Below are 21,960 nucleotides of genomic sequence, written 5' to 3'. Positions count from 1 at the left end.
AATGTACGTATTTTTATTCGCAAAAAAAGCGCAAGCTGAAGAGGTTGCGCTTTGCTTTAATATGTTGCCTTTATTTTATCATCAAAATTGATAATACATGGCTAATTAGATCACGCTTTTTTAACATCAATAGCGATTAGCTACGGCCTGAATGACCAAAACCACCTTCGCCACGATCTGTGCTATTAAAATTTTCAACGATATTAAACTGCGCTTGTACCACAGGTAAGAAAACCAATTGAGCAATACGATCACCTGGTTCAATAGTAAATGTGGTTTCACCTCGGTTCCACACCGACACCATTAATTGACCTTGGTAATCAGAGTCGATAAGGCCAACAAGATTTCCCAAAACAATGCCGTGCTTATGGCCAAGGCCTGAGCGAGGCAGGATGGTTGCCGCAAGATTTGAATCGCCAATATGGATCGCAAGACCTGTTGGTACAAGATGGGTCTCACCCGGTGCGACGGTTAATGCTTCATCTAAACAAGCGCGTAAATCTAAACCAGCAGAACCTTCGGTTGCATACGCTGGGAGTGGGAATTCATTGCCAACTCGTGGGTCAAGAATCTTCAGATCAATACTATTCATATTTTGCTCTATTGTTTCGCTTGTTGGTAAAGGTTAATAATTTCATTGACTAATTGCAGCCCAAGCTCTGATTTGGCAGCAAGAGGTAGTGCTTTATCACCGTTAGACCAGTAAAGGTGTAGCGCGTTGTTATCACTATTAAAGCCTTGGTCTTGTACCGACACATCGTTGGCGCAAATCATATCAAGGTTTTTCTTTGCCAGTTTACCACGTGCATATTGCTCAACATCTTGTGTCTCTGCTGCAAACCCGACCGTAAATGGGCGGTTTTCTGTTAAGGCCGCTACGCTGGCAACAATATCAGGGTTTTTCACTAACTGAATCACCATCTCATCATTGCCGTCTTGTTTTTTCATCTTTTGAGTTGCGAGATGAGCTGGACGGAAATCTGCAACGGCAGCACAAGCAATAAAAATGTGGTGATTAACGGCATGTTCAAGTGCCGCTTGGTGCATCTCTTGGGCACTACTGACATTAATACGCGTTACACCATCAGGTGTGGTTAAATTTACTGGGCCACTGATTAGGGTGACGTTTGCACCACGCTTTGCTGCTGCTTGAGCAATGGCGTAGCCCATTTTTCCTGAGCTGTAGTTACTTAGATAACGTACTGGATCAATAGCTTCTCGTGTAGGACCTGCCGTTACCACAATATTTAGACCACTAAGGTCTTGTGGCTGAAAAAAGTCTTCGCAGCAATGTACCAGTTGCATGGGTTCTAGCATACGACCAGGGCCTACATCACCACAGGCTTGCTCACCACTTGCAGGTCCCCAAATACGGCAGCCGCGACGTTGTAAGGTGGCAATATTCTCTTGTGTTGCGATATTGCGGTACATTTGCTGATTCATCGCAGGGCTAACAGCGATTGGTGCATCGGTTGCGAGACACAGTGTTGTCAGTAAGTCATTGCCCATCCCCGCACTCATTCGAGCAATCAGATCCGCGGTCGCAGGTGCTAAGAGGACTAAATCTGCCCATTTAGCTAATTCAATATGACCCATGGACGCTTCTGCGGAAGGATCTAGCAAGCTATCTGAAATGGGGTGGCCTGACACGGCTTGCATGGTGAGTGGGGTTATAAACTCTTTTGCAGCTGTGGTCATGACAATGCGCACTTGCGCCCCACGTTCAATAAGTCGTCGGGTGAGCTCTGCACATTTGTAAGCAGCGATACCGCCGCTAATGCCGAGAAGAATTTTTTTTCCTGCCAGTGTTTGCATTCGTCTGCCTGTGTCTTGGGCTTATAAATTGGCAACAAGATACCACCAAAGTAATTTTTGATCATCGATTCGGATCAACTCTGAATTGAATGGGAAGTTGTATGCCTCGCATTTTGAGTACTGAATATTTTATTGATTACTTTTTCGCTGTGACTGTTTTCTAAAAAAGCGTCTTGTTAGGTTGTGATAATGGTGTCGGCTGTTTTGCTAGTGGCATATCAATGGGAGGGATTATGTCATTAAAGCAATTACCAGCCGCATCGCGACCGCGAGAAAAATTATTATCTCATGGCTCTGATGCATTAACCGATGCTGAATTATTAGCCATTTTTTTACGCACCGGTACTCAAGGAATGAATGCACTGGAATTAGCGACCCATTTACTGGATGAGTTTGGATCTCTTCGAGCACTGCTTGGTGCTGAAAAACAGATATTTTGTCAGGTTAAAGGTTTGGGACCGGCAAAATTTGCACAATTGCAGGCAGTTTTAGCACTGAATGAGCGGTATCTAGAAGAAACTTTAAAAAAAGATGATGTCCTCACAAGCCCGCAAAATACCCGTCGATATTTAGCGAGAAAATTACGTGATAAACAGCGTGAAGCCTTTTATATCCTGTTTTTAGATAACCAGCACCGAGTGATCACAGGAGAGGTTTTATTTGAAGGAACGATCGATTGTGCGAGCGTTTATCCACGTGAAGTTGTAAAAAGATCACTAGAACTTAATGCAGCAGCGCTCATTTTAGCGCATAATCACCCATCAGGCGTCGCTGAACCTAGTCAGGCTGACCGTCGAATAACGCGCAAAATCAGTGATTCGCTGGCTTTGGTCGATATTCGTGTTCTGGATCATTTTGTTGTTGGTGATGGAGAGATTGTTTCTTTCACCGAGCGTGGTTGGCTATAAAATAGCCGATTTTTCGATAAAAAAGTGAGAAAGGATCTGCTCGGGACTTGAGCAACTGGTTTTGACTTAGTATAATGCGCGACCTTTGATAGCTGTGGTTATCTGTGAAAATTATTTTTACAGTGAATTTCTACAGTAGATATCGAGCTGAAACGATTTGGAGAAGACAGTAATGTCCCGAGTATGCCAAGTAACTGGTAAGCGTCCTGTAACGGGTAACAACCGTTCACACGCACGTAATGCCACCAAGCGTCGTTTTCTGCCGAACCTGCAAACTCATCGTTTCTGGGTAGAAAGCGAAAAACGCTTCGTTAAACTACGCCTTTCTGCGAAAGGCATGCGTATCATCGATAAGAAAGGCATTGATGTCGTTCTTGGTGAAATGCGTGCTCGCGGCGAGAACGTTTAAGAGGATTTAAAGAATGGCTAAAGGCATTCGTGAGAAGATCCGTCTAGTATCATCTGCTGGTACAGGCCACTTCTACACTACCGACAAGAACAAGCGCAACATGCCAGGCAAATTTGAGATCAAGAAATTTGATCCAGTAGTTCGCCAGCACGTGCTTTACAAAGAAGCTAAAATCAAGTAATTGGTTTTATCAATCTTTGATAAAAACCCAGCCTAGCTGGGTTTTTTTATATCTATTACTTTTCTATTTAACACCGCTGACTTCCTTTCTGTTACTTATTTATCTGCCAATGGTGCAATGACCTTACCAGTGTTATCTTTATTCTCATTAAGATAAGACAGGAATGGATGAATGCGCTTAACTCGACGTGGCTGGAATAACATTATCATCATTGGTGTGCTGTGCTTTATCGCGATAATTAAATTGCCCGATTTACTTCGCGAACGATTTACCCCCAAAGAAGCGGTGACAAAAACTGTAACCGAGCAAGTAAATAATATTCCCAATACTGTTTTTGTCCTCTCGCCAGATCTTTTGATTCAGCGGGTTGTTTTTCCACATTTTACGCTTAAGCAAAGTAACGGGCAGTGGCAAAGCTCGTCTAAGTTATCGATTTCAGCCAGTGAGTTAATACAACGTTGGCAACATCTACAAGGCACTGTGGTGGATGAAGCAACAATATCAAAGTTAAGTTTACAGTTACCGCCTCCACAGACGATAGAAGTTTTGGGGGAGCAACAAGTAGAACCGATTCGATTAACGGTTTATGCCTTACCTAAATTTTGGTTGTTCAATAATGGTCAACAATGGGTTGCTGTGTCTGTTGCTGCGGATTATCTGTTTCCGACGTCTGTATCAAATAACCAATAAAAACGAGATTGAGTCATGCCTGAATTACCAGAAGTAGAAGTGAGTCGAATGGGGATATCTCCTCATGTCATCGATCAAACGGTAAAACAAATTATTATCCGTAATCCTCGATTGCGGTGGCCTATTCCTGAAGCGATTAAAGCGATAGAAGGGCAAGTGATTCGTGGGGTGACACGTCGCGCTAAATACTTGTTACTAGAAACGGATGTCGGTTATGCGATTGTGCATCTAGGGATGTCAGGCAGCTTACGCGTTTTACCCGTCGGAACCCCGGTTGAAAAACACGATCACGTTGATTTGGTTCTGACTAGTGGTGAAGTGCTACGCTATAACGATCCTAGGCGCTTTGGCGCGTGGTTATGGGAAGAGAAAGGGGTAACACACCCTGTGCTCGATAAAATGGGTCCAGAGCCGCTGAGCGACGATTTTAACGTAGAATATCTACATGAAAAAGCACAGGGAAAACGGACAGCAATAAAACAATTTATTATGGATAATCATGTGGTTGTTGGTGTGGGTAATATTTATGCCAATGAATCTCTGTTTGCGGCTGGTATTCACCCTAAACGTGCGGCTGGCAAAATCTCACTTGCTCGTATGACGAAGCTGGTGGCAGAGATCAAATCGGTATTAGCCTTTGCCATTCAACAGGGCGGTACGACATTAAAAGATTTTAAAAACGCAGACGGAAAACCGGGATATTTTGCACAGGAGCTGCAGGTGTATGGTAAAGCAGGTAAACCTTGCCCTAAATGCGGTAAGGCTTTAAGTGAAGCCAAAATAGGTCAACGCGCGACAGTGTTCTGCAGTGATTGCCAGAAGTAGGTTCGATAATAATTAACCTAGGTATCATTATTATTGAGTCAGTTGGTTTGGGATTAACCTTTGTTGATTGTTCTAAAATGGTATTATGCCCACAGTATTTAGGTTGAGTAGCGCATAATGAAGCGTTATTGAGGATAGAAAAATGAAATATCTCATCACTGGTGTTGCTGGTTTTATTGGTAGTGCAATCACCGAACGTTTATGTGCTCAAGGCCATCAAGTCATTGGTATCGATAATCTTAATGATTACTACGATGTATCACTTAAACAAGCGCGTTTAGCTCGTATTGCTCATCCAAGTTTTACTTTTATCGAATTAGATTTAGCGGATCGTGAGGGTATTGCTAACTTATTTGCAGAGCAGCAATTTAACCGCGTTATCCACTTAGCGGCACAAGCAGGCGTACGTTACTCGATTGATAATCCATTGGCCTATGCTGATAGTAACTTGGTGGGACATCTCACGATTTTAGAAGGTTGTCGTCATAATAAGGTTGAGCATCTGGTTTATGCGTCTTCAAGCTCAGTGTATGGCTTAAATCATAAGACACCGTTTAATACGGCAGATAGCGTTGACCATCCCATTTCACTTTATGCTGCAACTAAAAAATCTAATGAGTTGATGGCACATACCTATTCGCATCTTTACGGTGTTCCAACGACGGGCTTACGCTTCTTTACTGTTTATGGCCCATGGGGGCGTCCAGATATGGCATTGTTTAAATTCACCAATGCGATAATGGAAGGTAAAGAGATCGATGTGTATAACCATGGCGATATGCGCCGCGATTTCACTTATATCGATGATATCGTTGAAGGTGTGATGCGTATTCAGGATGTGATCCCACAGCCCAATGCTGATTGGACAGTAGAAACTGGCTCACCAGCAACCAGCTCTGCCCCATACCGCGTGTATAACATCGGTCACGGCAGCCCTGTAAAACTGATGGATTATATTGAAGCGTTGGAAGAGGCATTGGGCATTGAAGCGAAGAAAAACTTCATGGACATGCAACCGGGTGATGTTTACATGACGTACGCAGATACAGACGATTTATTTAAAGCGACGGGCTATAAGCCTGAAGTGAAAGTCAAAGAAGGTGTAAAAGCCTTTGTTGATTGGTATCGCGAGTTTTACAAAAAATAAGGAAAGGCGCATAAAGCGCCTTTTTTAATGTCTATTTTACAAACTTTTCTAATAATGCTTCAGTAATGAGTGGATCAACAAACTGACTGACATCCCCTTTGTGTAATGCGACTTCTTTAACAATGGTTGAAGAAATGAAGGAATTTTCTTCTGCTGGGGTTAAGAAGACAGTTTCTAGTTCTGGCATCAAACGACGATTCATATTGGCGAGCTGAAATTCATACTCGAAATCGGATACTGCACGCAGACCACGGACTAGAATGGTGGCGTTGCGCTCTTTAGCAAAATCAACCAACAGCCCTGAAAAACCAACAATATCTACATTATCTAGGTGTTTGGTAATTTTACTTGCTAGTTCTACGCGTTCATTAAGATCAAACAGTGGCTTTTTACTTGGGTTAAAAGCAACGCCAACAATCACATGATCAAACATTGCAGCTGCACGCTCAATTAAGTCTAAATGACCGTTGGTAATAGGATCGAAAGTGCCAGGATAAATTACTCGAGTTGTCATAATTGTCGTTACTTCTTGTGCTTTAGGTGAAGACCTAAGTATTTATTTAGGACGTATTGGGCGTTTATGCAAGCAATAATAAACCCATGCTTACCGTCTAGAAAACCAGCTTTAAGAATGTAAGTTCGAATAAAGCTAAACATAGAGTGGATAACAGCAGAGGCAATAGATGATTTTTTGCCTTTTAAAAACTTTTCTTCAGCCCAAAGCTCTGCATACTTTTGTTGTTTGCGCTGAAACTCAAAGAAATCTTCAAAAGTGTAATGTTCTAAATTACCCGTTAGTTTTTCGACTTTGCCATTAGCAGGGATCACAAGAGACTCATGTACTTTGACGTCATTATATTGGGTTTCATTGCGACGATGTAAACGCGAGATCCAATCTGGATGCCAACCAGAATGATGAATAAATTTACCAAATGCTGTGCTGAGTCTATTAACTTGATAAACCGTATTGATGTGATTGCTTGCGACAGCTTGTTGAATCGATAGACGTAGCTCTGGCGTTACTCGTTCGTCAGCATCAAGCCATAAAATATAATCGCTCTCAACATATTGTTGAGCACGTTGACGTTGCATACCAAAACCAGGCCAATCATGACTGACAAAAAATTTGTCAGTATATTGGCGTGCAATGGCTTCTGTTGTATCGCTACTGCCAGAATCAAGGATCACGATCTCATCAACCCAATCTTTTACTGAGTTTAAACATGCCGCCAGATGCTTGGCTTCATTTTTTACAATCAGTGCAACAGCAAGGCTTGGTTGGGTGTTTTGCTGGTTCATTGTTTTCTCACTGTGATTGGGTCAAAGTTAAGGGGTCGATGATGGTATCAAGTTGGGTGATAACATCCTCAACAGAAATTGCAACCATAATATCACTGCCTTTCACTCGTGCTCCCCAAGGAAGTTCTGAGACAGGTTTGCCATAATGCTTTTCTGCAAATTGTTGATACACACTGACGACATATTGTTGGCTAAGATAAGGGCCTGTGCGTGTTGGATTACTATGCCCGTACAAACCGATCACTGGAGTGCCCTGTGTGGTTGCTAAATGGGCTGGACCTGAGTCGGGAGCGATAACAACCGTTGCATATTTTAGTAATGCGGTTAACTGGATCAGGCTTGTTTTACCAATAAGGTTAGTAATAGGGTGATGACAATGTTGTATGATCTTCTCACCTAACGTTTGTTCACGTTGTGTCGGTGAACCACATAGGATGACATTTAATCCTTTGCTAACGGCATGATCTGCAACGGCAGCATAGCGCTCTATAAGCCAGTTACGCTCATCTTTACTAGCAGCCGGTGAGATGATCAATGTTGGTCTGTTGGTATATTGCTGAGCAAAGGCCATATCTTCACTTGATAATGGGATCTGCCAATCTGGAGTTGTAAAAGGTACGCCTATGTAGCGAGCAAACTCAGCAAAGTTATCAAGTACATGAGAAGCATTTGTTTGTGGCAGCTTTCTATTCGTAAAGAGCCATTGTCCCTCTTTGGCTCTTTGGCGTGAAAAGCCAACTTTATAACGTGCTTTAATTCCTAAAGATAATAGGCTTGCGCGTAGCGCTACTTGCATGTCGAGTAAGGCATCAAACTTTTGATCTTTCAAGGTATTCCAAACTTCCTTGATCCCTTGCCAGCCTGCTTTTTTATCAAAAATAACCACCTTGACATTAGGCAGTGTACCCACAAGCTGAGCTTCTGTTTTGCCCACTACCCATGTAATACTGGTTTCTGGCCAATGTTTTTGGATGGCTTGTACTACAGCGATCGCATGACACACATCACCAATAGCGGATAGCCGTAAAATACAGATAGATTGAGGCGCAGTGGTAAACAAAGCCATAGTGGTACCTAATAAAAAGTGGTTAGCGAATTATGCAGTTAGCGCTGGTAATTGTAAAATAAACCAAAATAAACAGGAGAAAGACAACAGTGCAGAAAATTAGCCATGAACAGCAAATGATATGGTTTGATGACAATTATTTAACTGTCGATCCGCATTGTTGCTTTGAGATTGATTTTTGGCGTCAACAAAATGCAATTGTCGGCTCGGCGCAAGGACGGGGCACGACTTGGTTCGTTGCTGGCGATAAAATGGAAATGGCATTGCGTCATTATCGTCGTGGTGGCTTATTTGGTAAGTTGGTGAGTGACAGTTATTGGTTTACTGGTTGGGATAAGACCCGGAGTTATGCTGAATTGATGCTGCTAAAAGTCTTACGAGAAGGTGGGGTAAATGTTCCTCGCCCTGTGGCCGCAAAAGCGGAAAAGAAGGGCTGTGTTTATCGCGCAGATATTTTGGTTGAGAAAATTCCTCATAGCCGTGATCTCGTTGCGCTACTTATCAAGTCATCTTTGCCAAGTTCGGTTTGGCGTCAAATTGGTATTATGATCCGTAAGATGCATGATCTGCAGGTTTGCCACACCGACTTAAATGCCCACAACATCTTGCTTGATATGAAGCAGCAAGTTTGGTTGATTGACTTTGATAAATGCTATCAGCAACAGGGTGAAAGTTGGAAAAAAGATAACTTAGCCCGTTTAGAGCGCTCATTTATCAAAGAAGTGAAGAAGCGTAATATTCAATGGCAAGCTCAAGATTGGCAAGCGTTATGCGATGGCTATCAACAAGGTTAGGGATGAAGTAGCGATGAGTGTGGGCTCTCATCGCTACGAATTTAATGCAGGTAGTTAGTTATATTATCAATGGTGCGTTGCACTGCGCCCTGATTTTGCTCTACCACTTTTTTAGCGTTTTCTCCCATCACATGCTGACGTTCTGGGTTATCAAATAACTCAATCACTTGCTGTGCTAGCTCGGTGCTATCTTGACAGACTTCTATCGCGTTAGCTTGCAGTAGTTGCTCTGTAATATCGATAAAGTTGTAGTAGCTAGGGCCTGTGATAGCAGGTTTTCCTACTGCGGCAGGTTCGAGTAGGTTATGTCCACCGACTTTATCACCGATCAAACTTCCCCCGATAAACGCCACATCACTACTAGCAAGAAGTAATAGCATCTCACCCATGGTATCGGCTAAATACACTTGGGTTTGTGACGTAAATTTAGCGTTATTAGTACGGCGATGAACGGACAATTGAAATTGCTGTTTTGCCAATATTTCAACATCATTGAAGCGTTCAGGGTGACGAGGAACGATGATGAGTAATGCATTTTCGTTGTGCTGCAATATCGTCTTAAAAGCCGTAAATACCTGCTCATCTTCACCTTTGTGAGTACTCGCAGCAATGAACACAGGGCGATCTTGACCCAGTTGTGAACGTAATTGTGCTGCGTGCTCAAGGACCGTTGGCGTAATAGTAAGATCGTATTTAATCGAGCCTGTTACCGTAACCTTCTCTTTGGCCGCTCCAATATCGATAAAGCGTTTTGCATCGTCTTGATGAAGACAAAGAATGCTATCGACATTATTGAGTAGTGGTTGGGTAAAAAACGCTGCCGATTGATAACGTTGAGCAGAGCGTTCTGATAAGCGAGCATTAGCTATTACAATTGGAATCTGCTGTTTTTTAACAGTTGCTAGCGTATTGAGCCAGAGTTCTTTTTCAACAATCAACATTAGTTTAGGTTGCACCGTTTTGAGAAAGCCTCGTACACACCAAGCAAAATCAATCGGCATGTAGCGGTGTTCAACCAAATCACCTAGCTTGGCTATTTGCCCCGCACCTGTGCTGGTTGTTGTTGTTACCACGATAGCTTGCGCTGGATATTGCTCTTTTAGCGCTTTGATTAGCGGCGTGATGGCAATAGATTCTCCAACCGATGCGGCATGGATCCAAATAGGTTTCTTACCATTAACGACAGGCGTAAAACCAAAGTGTTCTTTCCAACGCTCGCCAAAACGAGGTTTCCCCGGCTTTTGTTTGTATAGTCCAAACAGAAGTAACGGGGAAGCCAGAGCAAGCAGTAAGGTATAAACGATTCTCAGTAACATATTCACTTACGCTTATTGCAACTTATTGATCGCATCAACCACTAAATCAGGTGTCAGCTCTGTTAAACACTTCAAATGACCTAATGGACACTCGCGCTTAAAGCATGGGCGACAACTGATATCGGTATTTAATACTTCAACATGCTTAGCTAGCGGTGGGGTATAACCCGGTGATGTTGAGCCGTATAACGCCACGATATTACAGCCAACAGCGGCTGAAATATGCATTAGGCCAGAGTCATTGCTAACGACGGTCTTACAGGCGGCAAGTAAATCAATTGCCTCGATTAAAGACGTATTACCAGCAAGATTTTGGCAATGCGTTTGCATTTCCTGCGGCAGGCTGGCTTTTATTTTATCGGTCACTTCACGATCTTTTGCTGAGCCGAATAACCATACTTGGTTACCTTGCTCTATCAGCGTTGCGGCAGCTTTTGCAAAATGTTGCTCCGGCCAACGTTTTGCTGGACCAAATTCAGCACCTGGACATAAGCCAATCACGGTTCTTTCTCGATTTAAACCGAACTTAGTTATCGCTTCATTTTGAGTTGTGGCGTCGATGGTAAGCTTTGGATGTGGCATATCAGTTAAACAGCCCGAGCCTGTCATTTCCGTTGCCGGATGCGCGAGTGCAATATAGCGTTCAATCATCAAATTGAATGATTTTTTGTTATTGCGCAGATCATTAAGTAAACCGTAACGCATCTCACCTTTCCAGCCGGTACGAACTGGGATCTTGGCAAATAAGGGGATTAATGCTGATTTGGCTGAATTAGGTAAAACATACGCATGATCATAGTTGTCATCGCGAAGAATTTTACCTAATTGATAGCGAGCAAACAGATTGAGATCGCCATGGCCAAGCGGCATTTCAATCGCTTGATTGACCTCAGGCATGCGTTCAAGCACGGGCTTACACCAGCCGGGCGCCATCACATTAATGATAGCGTCAGGGTGAAGCTTTTTAAGCTCGGTATAAAGACATTGCGACATTACCATATCGCCAACCCATGATGGGCCAATAATTAATATTTTCACATTACAACCGTTGGTTTATACGCTTTGAAAGAAGTTCAGCTGCTGCTTTGTTGTTTCTTGGATTGAAAAATGGGCTTTTAATCGTTGTTGTGCATTCTGTCCCATTTCAACGCGTACTGTTTTAGATTCTGCTAATTGTTTAATTTTATCAGCTAATGCTTGAGGATTATTGGTTTCAACCACAAATCCGGTTTTACCTTCTTCTACTAACTCTTTACTGCCGCCAGTAGTTGTGACAACGGAAGGTTTTGCCATTGCCATCGCTTCGATAATTGTTTTGGGTAGACCTTCACCGCTAATAGATGGCTGCACTTGGATATCGGATGTCGCCATGATTTCAGGTACATCAGAGCGATAACCTAAAAAGTGAATACGATCCTGCATGCCACTGTTTGCTGCTAGTTGGTCATTTTCTTCCGTATCCATATCACGACCAACGAGTACCAGATGTAGATTGTCGATATCAGCTAATTGCTTAGCGGCATCAAGCAGAACATGCACGCCTTTGGATTTACGTGCATTGGCGACACAGGTAACAATAATATTATCATCGGTTAAGCCGATTTGCTCACGTGGCAGAGCATCTGCTTGATACCAAGCTAAGTCATGACCTTTATAAATGGTTTGAACTTTTTCAGGTGCTAGCTTAACAACGCTCCGTACAGACTCTGTAACCGCTTCTGCGACGCAAGAAATACCATTCACGCGAGGATGAAGATGGGTTAAATATGATGATGGGTCATGACGGTAAATACCACCAACAGTGCCACGGTAGCTAATAAGTTTTGTATCCGGAAAACCAATACAAGCAAACGCAGCGTTAGGGATAGTTTTAGAGTTAAGCGCATACACCACATCATAATGGTGTTGGCGTAGTTCATGACGAATTGTTTTTATTGTGTTGAAGCAAATTTTACGACTTGGGTAGCAATCGATAACCGTTATTCCAGCTTCACGAAAACGCTCGACATAAGGCGCATCACCTTGGGTGATAATCGTGACTTCGTGACCTTGTTTGACCATCTCGATACACATTTCGGCTTCTGGTCTAACGCTGTTCCAAGCATCCATATAGGAGCTTATTATCATTATTCTCATTATTTTGCTCAGTCGATTTAAATGTTTATCAAAATAAACGAGTAGGTTTATATTCTACAAGCTTTAAAGTCATCATACTCACTAGGAATGCCACAAAAGATAACATCTTCGCGATCGATTAGGTGGTAGTGAATTGATTGATTGTTCTTGATGAGAAAATTGTACATCGGGGCAATATAAAGCTCTCCCTTTTCCCATTCCTCTTGTGGCAAAGCAAGATAGTGCTGATAGGCCGTTTCAAAATCTTGCTGGTGGGCAAAATGATAAAGACCAGTACAGCATAAATCAGAGATTGCTCGTTTCTCTGCTGTTTCGACAACTTCAGTTGAGTGTGTTGAACGAGGCTTGGCAAAAGACCAGTTATCGCCGCTACCTTTAAATACTTCGAGATAGCCTTGACCTAATAAAGATAAATCGGGGTAAATGAAATCAGGTCTGAAGGTATCGATATTAAATATAGTGATTGGCTGGCTTTTATCTTGCTCAATTTGTTGTAAGCCAAGGTAGACGGTCTCCGCTTGCCCTCGGGTTTCTTGTGTCAAAGTCACGATGGAGAAAGATTGTATCCCTAGAGCTTTCGCACGTTGTTCCACAAAAATGGGTGTTTGGTAAACATCACGCACAATAAATAAAAAAGTCTCTGTTGAAAAATAGGCTTTGAAGCTGGTTACAGCATGGTCAAAAAGAGACATACCATGCGCATCTAGCATGTATTTAGGCTGCGTGTATCCAGCCTTAAAAAAGCGAGAGCTTAAGCCTGCCATCGGAATGATTATCATTGGGCATACCTTTTCAATATTTGGTAAAGTCTAAATGCGTTAGCAAAAAGTGCATCTTGGCGCTGCTGATCATCACTATGTAGCGGCAACATTGATAAAAATAATTGGATTTGCATCGCATACAAATTCATAGGGGTAAGATTAAATTTCTTTCCTACAATCTCAATGAATAGTTGTTGTAAATCTTGCTGTCTCTGAGTACTTGGGATGTGCAGAGTAATATCTTTATTCGTTATATCAACGTGATAGTAGCCAGCGATGATCCAATCATAGAGTCCTAGTACCGAGTGGCTTAACTTTGCAATATCGTAACGAGTATCACCATAAATGGTGAGTTCATTATTCGGTGTCAATCCTCGTGGATCGATGGTCTTTATTCGATTGGTTCTAAAATCATATAAAATATTGCTAAAACAAAAGTCGCCATGCATGACTGATGGTTGCGATTTATCTGTTGGTAGCCATTGTGATGAGGTGCTGAGAATATCATTTAATGTGATTTCTTCTCCATCAAACAACCAAGTATCTTCGAGTGATATGTGTCGGGTGGCACAGAACTCAATTAGTCTACTTGCTGTTTTCTCGCCAAAGAGATCATCTAGCGAAGAACAAGTGACGTCATGCGGTGCGGGAAATTCTTGGCACTGAGATATAAAGTTAATACAACTGTTAAAGATGTTGTTCCAAACAATTGTCGGTAATTCAGAAAAAACATACAGCTCATTTAATGCCGTGTGGTGTAAATATTCTAAACGATATTTATAGCGTCCTTGGCTTTCTTGTGATCCCATAAACTGAGGGATAAAGTGGCGCATCTCGAAAGGTAATAGTTCAAACCACTTTGCTTCGGCTTTAATCTTTATATTTTTTGAGCTTGATTTTTCAATCCAGTCTGGAGTGATGAGCAATTCGTTAAAAGCTCTTTGCGTCGTGAACTTTGCTTTTGAGCGGTAATACGTATTAACGTGTCCGAAATCAAGCCAATGATCAGTACTGATTGTTTGTAAGCCAATTTGGTTGTGGTAACGATTGAGAGCCTCAAGAAAGTCCCAATGACTTTGGGTGATAAGTCGAATTAATTGTCGCGGCTGATTGAATTTAAAATAGCCACAAACCATTTGATTACTCGATGTAAAGGTATTTTTTGCTGATAACCATGGAGAGTTCGGGCTATTGTTAATTGTGGCCCAATTATAACCGTCTTCTACCTCAGTGATTGCAACGAGATTATTACCAAGTGGTAATTGAGTAATTAGTGTATCGCCAAATAATACATGTAGAGGACTGTCGAAATTATCTTCGATAAGACTTATGGCAGCAACGAGCGATGCACCGAGCGATAAACCGTCAGGCGTTGATAATATCGTGAAGTTATTTTCTTCTAGCCAAGTCGCATCCGTTGGAGATATTGAATATGATTCAGGAAGTGAAATATATTTCTTTATACCTTGGGGAATAACAGTGTTTTGATGTTGAAATAAACGACGGTTACCAAGCGGAAGAAAACTTGGGGGAAGAGCACCAAACTCAGATTGTAATTCCATATCAACATAGGCCGCTGACATGATTAAGAACATACTTTCTCCTTTGCAATTAATGCATTGATTTCGTCGTGAGAGAGGGCTGCAAATTCAGACGGGCGAATTGCGCGATCATCAATATAAAAGCCGTCATGACCACACCAAGGCTTACCAACAATTATTTCATCATAAGGAACATTGTATCTATCTAGCCATTCGATGATAAGTGGTAAAGTATGGATATTAATTTTACCGATATTCCCATCATGCGTACGCATATTGCGGGCAGTAAAAATAACGATCTCAAAGCCTTTTTCTTTATAAGTGTATAAATTATCGATAATTTCTTTTCGAGGTTTTACATTCCTATAATCAGAGGTATCAGCTTGCGTTAAGGTGCCATCTAAATCAACAACCAGTCTTTTCATTTTAGGTCAATCTTCATGTAGAATGTTTGCCCAATAGTTTATCTGATTAATATAATGAAGTCTTTTTTTGTCATAAATGATGACGAGGTATCCCTATTTTGGACTTGGGTTTAAAAATTAATAACAATTCTATACCGTTTGAAGAAATTACTGTCGTTGTCCAAGGACCGGTTCAGACATTTGCGGATAGACAACAAGAAGATGGCATAACCCAGCGTTGTTTAAGGTCAGTGCGACAGATGCTACCTGGCGCTCATATCATACTGTCGACATGGAAAGATCAAGATTTAGCGGGCTTAGATTATGATCAATTAGTCATAAGTGAAGATCCTGGCCCCAATACTCGATATTACAAGAAAAATGGAACTCCACAGTATTATAACAATAACCGTCAAATAGTATCGACGCTAGCTGGATTAAAGCAAGTACAAACCAAATATGTGGTAAAGCTGAGAAGTGATAATTACCTCGAATCGAATGATTTTATAAATATTCAACAGCAATATAAAAGTCGTTGCGATGCGTTTAAGTTTTTAAAAGAGCGGGTTGTTGTGCCAAATATTTTTACACGTAAATATGCGAAGGGGCATCGAGTCGCTTTTCATGTTAGTGATTTCTTTTATTTTGGTTTAACCGAAGATGTTTTGGCGCTGTGGCAGTTTGAATTAATTCCTGAATTTACCTTAACTAAGCCGGGGATGTTAAATGATGGCTATCCAGACTACCCTGTTGATTGTACACAATTACTTTTTCTTAATGCCTTAAAACAGTTTGATCCAACTATTCACTTAAATGGACTGCTAGATAATAACAAACATACCATTTATCAATCAGAGTTATGCATGGCGAATAATTTAGTTGTTGCTTCTGCAGAAGATATTGGTTTAGGACTATGTAAGAAATTTAAAGAAAAGGTGAGAGTTTCTAAGCCGAAAGGGAAGTGTGCTCATTATCAATATAGAGAGTGGCAGGAGCTCTATAAAAAATATTGTGATGCTAGATTTGACGTAAACTACCCTTTAAAAGAAAAGCTTGGTCTATTTTTTGAACGTTGTTTATACGTCTTTCCTGTGTATTTTGAAACGAAGATTAATTTATGTAGGCGTACTAAATTTTTTTAAAAAATAATAAGTTAAAGTAAGTGTTCGGTTGAATTAACTGATGTGTTTGGTGTTGATAATATTGTCGCATTAATAGAATGAAGATATCGAATATCATCATTGTATTTATGAAAAATGTTTAGTAAAGGTTATCAGATGAATTTGATTAAGCGACTAAAAGCAAAGTGGCGCACCGTTCGAAATACACAAAAAGCGATAAAACTTAAAGCGGCTTGTGCGCTTTATGATCATCGGGACTGTTCCGATGTTTTTTGCGCAGAAGATGTGAAGCATATAGTTATATTTCGTTGGGATGATAAGCTTGGTGATTGTATTATGGCAGGCATTCTTATCAATAACCTGCGTTTACATCGCCCAGACATAAAAATTACCGTTATATGTCGTCAAACAACTAAGTTATGGTTAAATAAAGTTTCTTTTATCGATGAATATATTTTATTAGGCAAGCATAATTTACGTAAAACATTACAGCCTTATAAAAATAAATATGACGTATTTGTTGATGTTTCAAATGGTTTTTCTTACAAAGAGATATTTATTGCGAAATACATAAATGCTAAACATTATTTAGGATTCAGTGCGGATAGATTTAATATCATTGATGTTTCTATTGACAGTAATCAAACGCATTTTTATCAACGATATATTAATGCGACAAAAATTTTAACGAATAAAGATTGTTTGACTTCTGAAAAACCTCCTGTACCAAACTATAATAAAGAGCTTGAATTTCTCGACTCATTAATAATAGATAAAGATTATAAAAATATAGTTGGTATTAACTTTTTTGGTTCAGGAAAATATAGACGATTTAGCTTTGAAAAAGCAGCATCTTTGATGAAATATTGGTTGGAGAAGCATCCTGAAGACTTGTTGGTTTTATTACCAACGCCAGGTGAAGAGAAGTTTTTAACGAAGCTGAACAGCCAATTTTCTTCGTCTAATTTGCTCTTACCGACAGATAAAGCGAGCCTTGAAATGTCTTTAGCTATTATCGATAAGGCTGATTTTACATTTACTCCTGATACCGCAGTAGTACACATGGCTTCGGCATTAGATAAACCTGTAATTGGTATATATCGTGAAAATAGAATGAATTACGAAGAGTGGAAACCATTAGGTAGACATTCTCAGACCATCTTTAATCGAGAGCCTATTTGCGATAATGATAGTGTATATGTATATGAGTTCGGATATGAACAACTAGAAGAAGCCAGAGCAAATATATTGAAGGCAATACAATGAGAATTGGATTTTTTTTACGAGATCTGAAGGTTGAAGGGGTTCAGGTTGTTACTGTTCGTTTAGCAGAAACATTAACAAAACTTGGACATCAATGTGAGTTTATTACTCTGACTTCTGAAACAGATTTAGCTGTATCAGAAAATATAAAACATCATGTTTTATCCATTACCGAAAAAGTTAAATATAAAAAAGCGAATATTCAAGCTGAAAAATTTTTACAATGGTTAAAAAAAGAAGAAAAAGAAAAAAATTTTGATGTTATTTTTTCTGAACATGGTGAGACAAATGATATTATCTCTTATATTAATGACCCTCGACTAATTTATTGTGTTCATAACTCAGATGAATATACTTATAATAATAAAAATATATATGAACGTTGGAAATATAAAAAGAAAATAACTAAAAAGATTTCAGGTAAGCATGTTGTTTGTGTATCTGATGGAATAAAAGAGTTTTTAATAGAAAAGTCAAAAAATAGTTATAAGTCAATATCTAGGATTTATAATCCATTTTCATTAGAAGAAATAAAAAAACTATCTTTACAAAATACTATTTATGAATTGCCAGAAAATTTTATTGTTTTTGTTGGGCGATTAGAGAAGCAGAAAAATCTAAATTTATTGCTTGAAACTCTTGTTAAGATGAAAAGTAAGATCAACCTTGTCATCATAGGTGAAGGCAGTTTAGAACAGGATATAAGAAATAAGGCAAAGATATTAGGAGTAGAAGATCAAGTCTTTATTTATCCTTTCTGTTTAAACCCTTATTCAATTATGCGCCAAGCTAAAATGTTAATATTGACGTCAAGTCATGAAGGGTTCGGTAACGTACTTGTTGAATCATTAATTTGTGGTACTCCAGCGATCAGTGTCAATTGTCCAAGTGGGCCTTCTGAAATCCTTTCAGGGGATTTATTGAAGTATTTGGTTGATTCATTCGAACCAGATGTTATTGCTAAAAAAATAGATGAAATATTAATAGATGTAGATAATGAGATACTATTATCGAGCTATGATAAATTTTCTGCTGAAAATATTGCTCAAGAATATATTGATTTTATATATAAAGTAAAAAAAGAGGGGCTATAAGGCCCCTTTTTCTTATTTTATTTTATTTTTACCATACATCATTGCTAGTAGAGTAAGAAAAAGAATAAAGAGTTGCTTGTTAACTAAAGGTGGATCAGTTAAGCCTGCTATCATAAATATTGATGTCAAAGAATAAAAACTTATTTTGGTAAAGTCATCTTCTTTATTAAGTGTAAATAAAGGGATTAACAAAGATAACAATAGAAAAAATAAACTCTGAACTCCCCATTTTACAGCTATATCTATATACTGATTATGGAAGTGTGAATAATGGTCATATCTTTTATTCTTATATATTAAGTTGTCTTTTTCTAGTGTTCTTATTTGATTGTGGAAATTATTTCCTGTTCCCGAGAATGGAGAATTATTAATAATTATTAAACCAGCTTTCCATAGGCTTAATCTTATCCCAATTGATGTACTATCATTGCCTTTTTCTACTAGTGAAAATTCATAAGCAGTTTTATCATATAGACGATCTTTTAAAACAGGAAAACTGATAGCTACCATAAAAATAGAAATAATAATAAATAAAAGTATGCTTTTTTTCTTGTTTTCACTTCTTTTTATAATAAAGTAGATTGCTGATAAAACTAATGTAATGATAAGCGCTAAAATAGTGCCTCTTGTTTCTGTTAGCATTACAGCAATAAAACTTAATATTACTGATAGTAAACAAATTATCTTATATTTAGTATCACGTGTACAAAAAAAACAAACTAGAGATAAAGCTGATAATACACATAGGTAAGTTGAAAATGGGATTGGATTTATATCTAAAGATCCCCTTTCAATATTTAAAACAAAAATATTATAACTTACAAAAGATAATGAAATTATACTTCCTATAAGACTATAAATACAGATTCGCTTTGGTGATATTAAGTCATATGGGATAAAAAGTGTTAATACTAATACAGTCGCAATAGATCGGAATATTATAGGTGTTTCGAAGTGGAAAATCTCACCTAAGGTAGAGTATATAAATAATACTGCCAGTATAAGAAGGTATTTATTTTTAAAATTTCTTTTTAATACCTCAAATTTATAAGTAATTAATGTTAATAGTAGAGATAAAAGTGTAAGTGTAACTAATATTTTATCACCATTATGTATTGTAAATAGACCAGTTAGAATCCACAGCACTGGTAAAGTGATAATAAAGGCATTGATATTTTTTAACATATTGTATTTATTCATATGGATTCTCATCATTATTTGGACGTGTCTTTAATAAACGCAGAATCCACATGTATTGTTCTGGACGCTCACTCACGTATTGTTCGATACATTCGTTCATCATGCGGGCATCTTGCTCTTCAGTTTCACTAGGGAAAGGCAGAGCAGGGTAGAAATCTAATTCATATTTACCTGATTCACTGTTGTACATCGCAAAAAGCGGTACGATCTTTGCGCGACTTAATTTAGACAGTCGGCCAAGACCTGACATTGTTGCTTTGGTGGTAGCAAAGAAATCGACAAATACGCTGTGCTCAGGGCCAAGATCTTCATCGGGTAAGTAGTAACCTAAGTATCCTTCGCGAATCGATTTAATAAACGGTTTAATACCACCACTGCGTTCATAAACACGGCCGCCGTATTGCACACGTTGACGATGCATCAACCAGTCTGAGACTGGGTTTTTCTGCTTTTTCGCCATTGCAGAAACAGGTAAACCGCGTGATGCAAGCAGTACCGCAGGAATATCAATCGCCCAAGTGTGAGGGACTAACAAAATCACGCTTTGCTGCTGATCGGTGAGAGTGGTGAGATTCTCCATCCCGCGGATCACGGTATTATCTTCTAACCAAAATTTGCTACGTACACTTAACGATGCAAATCCCAGCAAGAATGTACCTGCGGTGGTGATACTTTGCAGTAGAATATCTTCACGTTCAGCATCGTTTTTGTCAGGAAAGCACATCTGTAAGTTTACGCGCGCACGACGGTTTGATTTGCTATTTAACTTGATAGCTTGTTTAGCAAAGGTACTCGCAATTGCGCGGCGTGCTTTATGGGGCAGCAAGCAAAATAGAGAAGCGAGGATAACGGCAAGCCATGTCCCCCAATATTTAGGTGCTAGAAAAGACCATTCAAATTGTGGGTTATAAGCTTGTTTATCGTAATGGTTATCAATCATATCGTTATTATTTGTTTAGGATTGTCATGTATTCTGCAACGCCTTCTGCAACAGATTTAAATGTTTCTGTATAGCCTGCAGCGCGCACTTTAGTCAGATCTGCTTGGGTGTAAGTTTGGTAACGACCTTTTAGGTGCTCAGGGAAGGGAACTGACTCAACTTCACCTTTGCCATGATATTTAACGACAGCATCAGCTACTGCTTGGAAAGATTCAGCATTGCCTGTACCACAGTTAAAAATACCGGATACACTATTTGCTAAGAACCATAGGTTCATTTTGCATACATCGCCAACATAAACAAAATCACGCTTAAAGGTTTCAGAGCCTTCAAACAGTTTTGGGTTGCCACCTGCAGTAATTTGAGTGTTTAGGTGAAAGGCGACAGAAGCCATACTGCCTTTATGTTGCTCACGCGGGCCGTACACATTGAAATAACGGAAGCCAGTGATTTGCGATAGTTTCTCACCATGTGCTTCGGCATCTTGCCAAATACGTCGAACATAGTTATCAAATTGTTGTTTCGAATAACCATAAACGTTCAGTGCACCTTCGTATGGCTTTTCTTCGATGAAATCATGATCGCGACCACCATAGGTTGCTGCAGATGAAGCATAAAGGAACGGGATTTGGCGCTCTAAACAGTAATGTAAAAGCTCTTTTGAGTACTCATAGTTATTGAGCATCATGTATTTACCGTCCCACTCAGTGGTTGCTGAGCAAGCACCTTCATGGAAAATGGCTTCAATATTTCCGAACTCATCTCCCGCCATAATCTGGGTGATGAAGTCTTCTTTGTCCATGTAATCGGCAATGTCTAAATCGACAAGGTTGGCAAATTTAGTCCCGTCTTTGAGGTTATCCACCACTAAAATATCGTTACAACCTTGCTCGTTAAGGGCTTTTACGATGTTGCTGCCGATCATGCCGGCGCCGCCAGTAACAATTATCATGGGAGAAAATCCTTCATTGATGAAATAACAACTTGTAGCTATGGCGCTACAGAGCAAAAAAAACGTTAACTTATGATACATTATATGTAGAAGAAGGG

The 21,960-nt window shown here is 39.7% G+C and carries 24 protein-coding genes; 10 read left to right on the top strand and 14 right to left on the bottom strand.

The genetic code is table 11. The features are described from left to right. Positions 1-136 precede the first annotated feature (136 nt). Entirely contained in the window at positions 137-592 is a 456-nt protein-coding gene (dut, locus tag C9J42_RS14390; protein WP_107207441.1) for a dUTP diphosphatase, read from the bottom strand. A gap of 8 nt (positions 593-600) precedes the next feature. After that, positions 601-1,815 carry a bifunctional phosphopantothenoylcysteine decarboxylase/phosphopantothenate--cysteine ligase CoaBC gene (gene coaBC / locus C9J42_RS14385; RefSeq protein WP_107207442.1) on the bottom strand — a complete coding sequence of 405 codons (1,215 nt, stop codon included), beginning with the start codon at positions 1,813-1,815 and terminating at the stop codon, positions 601-603. Positions 1,816-2,048: 233 nt separating this feature from the next. Between coaBC and radC the strand changes: the two genes are divergently transcribed. From radC to C9J42_RS14355, 6 genes are all read left to right on the top strand, one after another. Then, a complete protein-coding gene (radC, locus tag C9J42_RS14380; RefSeq protein WP_107207443.1) occupies positions 2,049-2,723 on the top strand; it encodes a DNA repair protein RadC in 675 nt (224 codons plus the stop codon). Positions 2,724-2,895: 172 nt separating this feature from the next. Then, a complete protein-coding gene (gene rpmB, locus C9J42_RS14375) occupies positions 2,896-3,132 on the top strand; it encodes a 50S ribosomal protein L28 (RefSeq protein ID WP_005371944.1) in 237 nt (78 codons plus the stop codon). Between the two features lie 13 nt (positions 3,133-3,145). Then, positions 3,146-3,313 carry a 50S ribosomal protein L33 gene (gene rpmG / locus C9J42_RS14370; protein ID WP_005371942.1) on the top strand — a complete coding sequence of 56 codons (168 nt, stop codon included), beginning with the start codon at positions 3,146-3,148 and terminating at the stop codon, positions 3,311-3,313. A gap of 171 nt (positions 3,314-3,484) precedes the next feature. Beyond that, complete coding sequence (locus C9J42_RS14365) at positions 3,485-4,003, top strand: hypothetical protein (protein ID WP_107287680.1); 519 nt, start codon at positions 3,485-3,487, stop codon at positions 4,001-4,003. Positions 4,004-4,018: 15 nt separating this feature from the next. Beyond that, entirely contained in the window at positions 4,019-4,828 is an 810-nt protein-coding gene (mutM, locus tag C9J42_RS14360; RefSeq protein ID WP_107287681.1) for a bifunctional DNA-formamidopyrimidine glycosylase/DNA-(apurinic or apyrimidinic site) lyase, read from the top strand. 142 nt (positions 4,829-4,970) lie between these two features. Further along, positions 4,971-5,975, top strand: a complete 1,005-nt coding sequence (locus tag C9J42_RS14355) for an NAD-dependent epimerase (RefSeq protein ID WP_107287682.1) — start codon at positions 4,971-4,973, stop codon at positions 5,973-5,975. Between the two features lie 31 nt (positions 5,976-6,006). Here the strand turns inward: C9J42_RS14355 and coaD are convergent, their stop codons facing one another. The 3 genes from coaD to C9J42_RS14340 are packed head-to-tail and all read right to left on the bottom strand — an operon-like array spanning position 6,007 to position 8,340. Next, positions 6,007-6,489, bottom strand: a complete 483-nt coding sequence (coaD, locus tag C9J42_RS14350) for a pantetheine-phosphate adenylyltransferase (protein ID WP_107302092.1) — start codon at positions 6,487-6,489, stop codon at positions 6,007-6,009. 8 nt (positions 6,490-6,497) lie between these two features. Beyond that, positions 6,498-7,274, bottom strand: a complete 777-nt coding sequence (locus C9J42_RS14345; protein ID WP_107302091.1) for a glycosyltransferase family 2 protein — start codon at positions 7,272-7,274, stop codon at positions 6,498-6,500. A gap of 7 nt (positions 7,275-7,281) precedes the next feature. Beyond that, positions 7,282-8,340: a glycosyltransferase family 9 protein gene (locus C9J42_RS14340; protein ID WP_107302090.1), complete on the bottom strand. Its 1,059-nt coding sequence runs from the start codon at positions 8,338-8,340 to the stop codon at positions 7,282-7,284. An 89-nt stretch (positions 8,341-8,429) separates the two neighbouring features. Here C9J42_RS14340 and C9J42_RS14335 point away from each other — a divergent pair, with 89 nt between their 5' ends. Then, positions 8,430-9,134: a 3-deoxy-D-manno-octulosonic acid kinase gene (locus C9J42_RS14335; protein ID WP_107260593.1), complete on the top strand. Its 705-nt coding sequence runs from the start codon at positions 8,430-8,432 to the stop codon at positions 9,132-9,134. Between the two features lie 41 nt (positions 9,135-9,175). Here the strand turns inward: C9J42_RS14335 and waaA are convergent, their stop codons facing one another. From waaA to C9J42_RS14305, 6 genes are read right to left on the bottom strand one after another with little or no spacing between them, the layout of a single operon-like run. Next, positions 9,176-10,450 (bottom strand): lipid IV(A) 3-deoxy-D-manno-octulosonic acid transferase, encoded by a 1,275-nt coding sequence (gene waaA, locus C9J42_RS14330; protein WP_107302089.1) that lies wholly within the window; start codon positions 10,448-10,450, stop codon positions 9,176-9,178. Positions 10,451-10,462: 12 nt separating this feature from the next. Then, positions 10,463-11,488 (bottom strand): lipopolysaccharide heptosyltransferase II, encoded by a 1,026-nt coding sequence (gene waaF, locus C9J42_RS14325; RefSeq protein ID WP_107302088.1) that lies wholly within the window; start codon positions 11,486-11,488, stop codon positions 10,463-10,465. Positions 11,489-11,503: 15 nt separating this feature from the next. Then, complete coding sequence (locus C9J42_RS14320; RefSeq protein ID WP_107302087.1) at positions 11,504-12,586, bottom strand: glycosyltransferase family 4 protein; 1,083 nt, start codon at positions 12,584-12,586, stop codon at positions 11,504-11,506. Positions 12,587-12,633: 47 nt separating this feature from the next. Further along, positions 12,634-13,365 carry a glycosyltransferase family 2 protein gene (locus C9J42_RS14315; RefSeq protein ID WP_107292478.1) on the bottom strand — a complete coding sequence of 244 codons (732 nt, stop codon included), beginning with the start codon at positions 13,363-13,365 and terminating at the stop codon, positions 12,634-12,636. Then, positions 13,362-14,942 carry a capsular biosynthesis protein gene (locus C9J42_RS14310; RefSeq protein WP_107292479.1) on the bottom strand — a complete coding sequence of 527 codons (1,581 nt, stop codon included), beginning with the start codon at positions 14,940-14,942 and terminating at the stop codon, positions 13,362-13,364. The genes C9J42_RS14315 and C9J42_RS14310 overlap by 4 nt, the downstream gene beginning before the upstream one ends. Further along, positions 14,933-15,313, bottom strand: a complete 381-nt coding sequence (locus C9J42_RS14305; RefSeq protein WP_107294679.1) for an HAD-IIIC family phosphatase — start codon at positions 15,311-15,313, stop codon at positions 14,933-14,935. The genes C9J42_RS14310 and C9J42_RS14305 overlap by 10 nt, the downstream gene beginning before the upstream one ends. 98 nt (positions 15,314-15,411) lie before the next feature. Between C9J42_RS14305 and C9J42_RS14300 the strand changes: the two genes are divergently transcribed. The 3 genes from C9J42_RS14300 (at position 15,412) to C9J42_RS14290 (ending at position 18,770) form a co-directional block, all read left to right on the top strand. Further along, complete coding sequence (locus C9J42_RS14300) at positions 15,412-16,434, top strand: WavE lipopolysaccharide synthesis family protein (RefSeq protein ID WP_233220747.1); 1,023 nt, start codon at positions 15,412-15,414, stop codon at positions 16,432-16,434. A 135-nt stretch (positions 16,435-16,569) separates the two neighbouring features. Next, on the top strand, positions 16,570-17,679 hold the full coding sequence (locus tag C9J42_RS14295) for a glycosyltransferase family 9 protein (RefSeq protein ID WP_158259287.1): 1,110 nt from the start codon (positions 16,570-16,572) through the stop codon (positions 17,677-17,679). Beyond that, the gene (locus tag C9J42_RS14290; RefSeq protein ID WP_107287690.1) at positions 17,676-18,770 is read left to right on the top strand and encodes a glycosyltransferase; all 1,095 of its coding nucleotides are present in this window, start codon (positions 17,676-17,678) and stop codon (positions 18,768-18,770) included. The genes C9J42_RS14295 and C9J42_RS14290 overlap by 4 nt, the downstream gene beginning before the upstream one ends. Before the next feature lie 12 nt (positions 18,771-18,782). Here the strand turns inward: C9J42_RS14290 and C9J42_RS14285 are convergent, their stop codons facing one another. Genes C9J42_RS14285 through rfaD form a run of 3 tightly spaced genes read right to left on the bottom strand, consistent with a single transcriptional unit; the run spans position 18,783 to position 21,862 of the window. Then, positions 18,783-19,970: an O-antigen ligase gene (locus C9J42_RS14285; RefSeq protein WP_158259288.1), complete on the bottom strand. Its 1,188-nt coding sequence runs from the start codon at positions 19,968-19,970 to the stop codon at positions 18,783-18,785. Then, a complete protein-coding gene (gene lpxM, locus C9J42_RS14280) occupies positions 19,963-20,910 on the bottom strand; it encodes a lauroyl-Kdo(2)-lipid IV(A) myristoyltransferase (RefSeq protein WP_107287692.1) in 948 nt (315 codons plus the stop codon). The genes C9J42_RS14285 and lpxM overlap by 8 nt, the downstream gene beginning before the upstream one ends. A gap of 7 nt (positions 20,911-20,917) precedes the next feature. Beyond that, a complete protein-coding gene (rfaD, locus tag C9J42_RS14275) occupies positions 20,918-21,862 on the bottom strand; it encodes an ADP-glyceromanno-heptose 6-epimerase (protein WP_107207461.1) in 945 nt (314 codons plus the stop codon). Positions 21,863-21,960 lie beyond the last annotated feature (98 nt).

Origin of the sequence: Photobacterium sp. GB-56 (assembly GCF_003026105.1) — a bacterium.
Classification (GTDB): domain Bacteria; phylum Pseudomonadota; class Gammaproteobacteria; order Enterobacterales; family Vibrionaceae; genus Photobacterium.
Note: the sequence above shows the minus strand (reverse complement) of the source record. Positions and strands in the feature narration are given on the sequence as shown.

Coding starts and splice junctions, on each gene's coding strand:
- C9J42_RS14295 (WP_158259287.1), top strand. CDS start 16,570: ATGAATTTGATTAAGCGACTAAAAGCAAAGTGGCGCACCGTTCGAAAT.
- radC (WP_107207443.1), top strand. CDS start 2,049: ATGTCATTAAAGCAATTACCAGCCGCATCGCGACCGCGAGAAAAATTA.
- dut (WP_107207441.1), bottom strand. CDS start 592: ATGAATAGTATTGATCTGAAGATTCTTGACCCACGAGTTGGCAATGAA.
- C9J42_RS14315 (WP_107292478.1), bottom strand. CDS start 13,365: ATGATAATCATTCCGATGGCAGGCTTAAGCTCTCGCTTTTTTAAGGCT.
- rpmG (WP_005371942.1), top strand. CDS start 3,146: ATGGCTAAAGGCATTCGTGAGAAGATCCGTCTAGTATCATCTGCTGGT.
- C9J42_RS14285 (WP_158259288.1), bottom strand. CDS start 19,970: ATGAATAAATACAATATGTTAAAAAATATCAATGCCTTTATTATCACT.
- C9J42_RS14310 (WP_107292479.1), bottom strand. CDS start 14,942: ATGTTCTTAATCATGTCAGCGGCCTATGTTGATATGGAATTACAATCT.
- C9J42_RS14290 (WP_107287690.1), top strand. CDS start 17,676: ATGAGAATTGGATTTTTTTTACGAGATCTGAAGGTTGAAGGGGTTCAG.
- mutM (WP_107287681.1), top strand. CDS start 4,019: ATGCCTGAATTACCAGAAGTAGAAGTGAGTCGAATGGGGATATCTCCT.
- lpxM (WP_107287692.1), bottom strand. CDS start 20,910: ATGATTGATAACCATTACGATAAACAAGCTTATAACCCACAATTTGAA.
- waaA (WP_107302089.1), bottom strand. CDS start 10,450: ATGTTACTGAGAATCGTTTATACCTTACTGCTTGCTCTGGCTTCCCCG.
- C9J42_RS14345 (WP_107302091.1), bottom strand. CDS start 7,274: ATGAACCAGCAAAACACCCAACCAAGCCTTGCTGTTGCACTGATTGTA.
- rfaD (WP_107207461.1), bottom strand. CDS start 21,862: ATGATAATTGTTACTGGCGGCGCCGGCATGATCGGCAGCAACATCGTA.
- C9J42_RS14305 (WP_107294679.1), bottom strand. CDS start 15,313: ATGAAAAGACTGGTTGTTGATTTAGATGGCACCTTAACGCAAGCTGAT.
- C9J42_RS14340 (WP_107302090.1), bottom strand. CDS start 8,340: ATGGCTTTGTTTACCACTGCGCCTCAATCTATCTGTATTTTACGGCTA.
- C9J42_RS14365 (WP_107287680.1), top strand. CDS start 3,485: ATGCGCTTAACTCGACGTGGCTGGAATAACATTATCATCATTGGTGTG.
- coaD (WP_107302092.1), bottom strand. CDS start 6,489: ATGACAACTCGAGTAATTTATCCTGGCACTTTCGATCCTATTACCAAC.
- C9J42_RS14355 (WP_107287682.1), top strand. CDS start 4,971: ATGAAATATCTCATCACTGGTGTTGCTGGTTTTATTGGTAGTGCAATC.
- coaBC (WP_107207442.1), bottom strand. CDS start 1,815: ATGCAAACACTGGCAGGAAAAAAAATTCTTCTCGGCATTAGCGGCGGT.
- C9J42_RS14320 (WP_107302087.1), bottom strand. CDS start 12,586: ATGAGAATAATGATAATAAGCTCCTATATGGATGCTTGGAACAGCGTT.
- rpmB (WP_005371944.1), top strand. CDS start 2,896: ATGTCCCGAGTATGCCAAGTAACTGGTAAGCGTCCTGTAACGGGTAAC.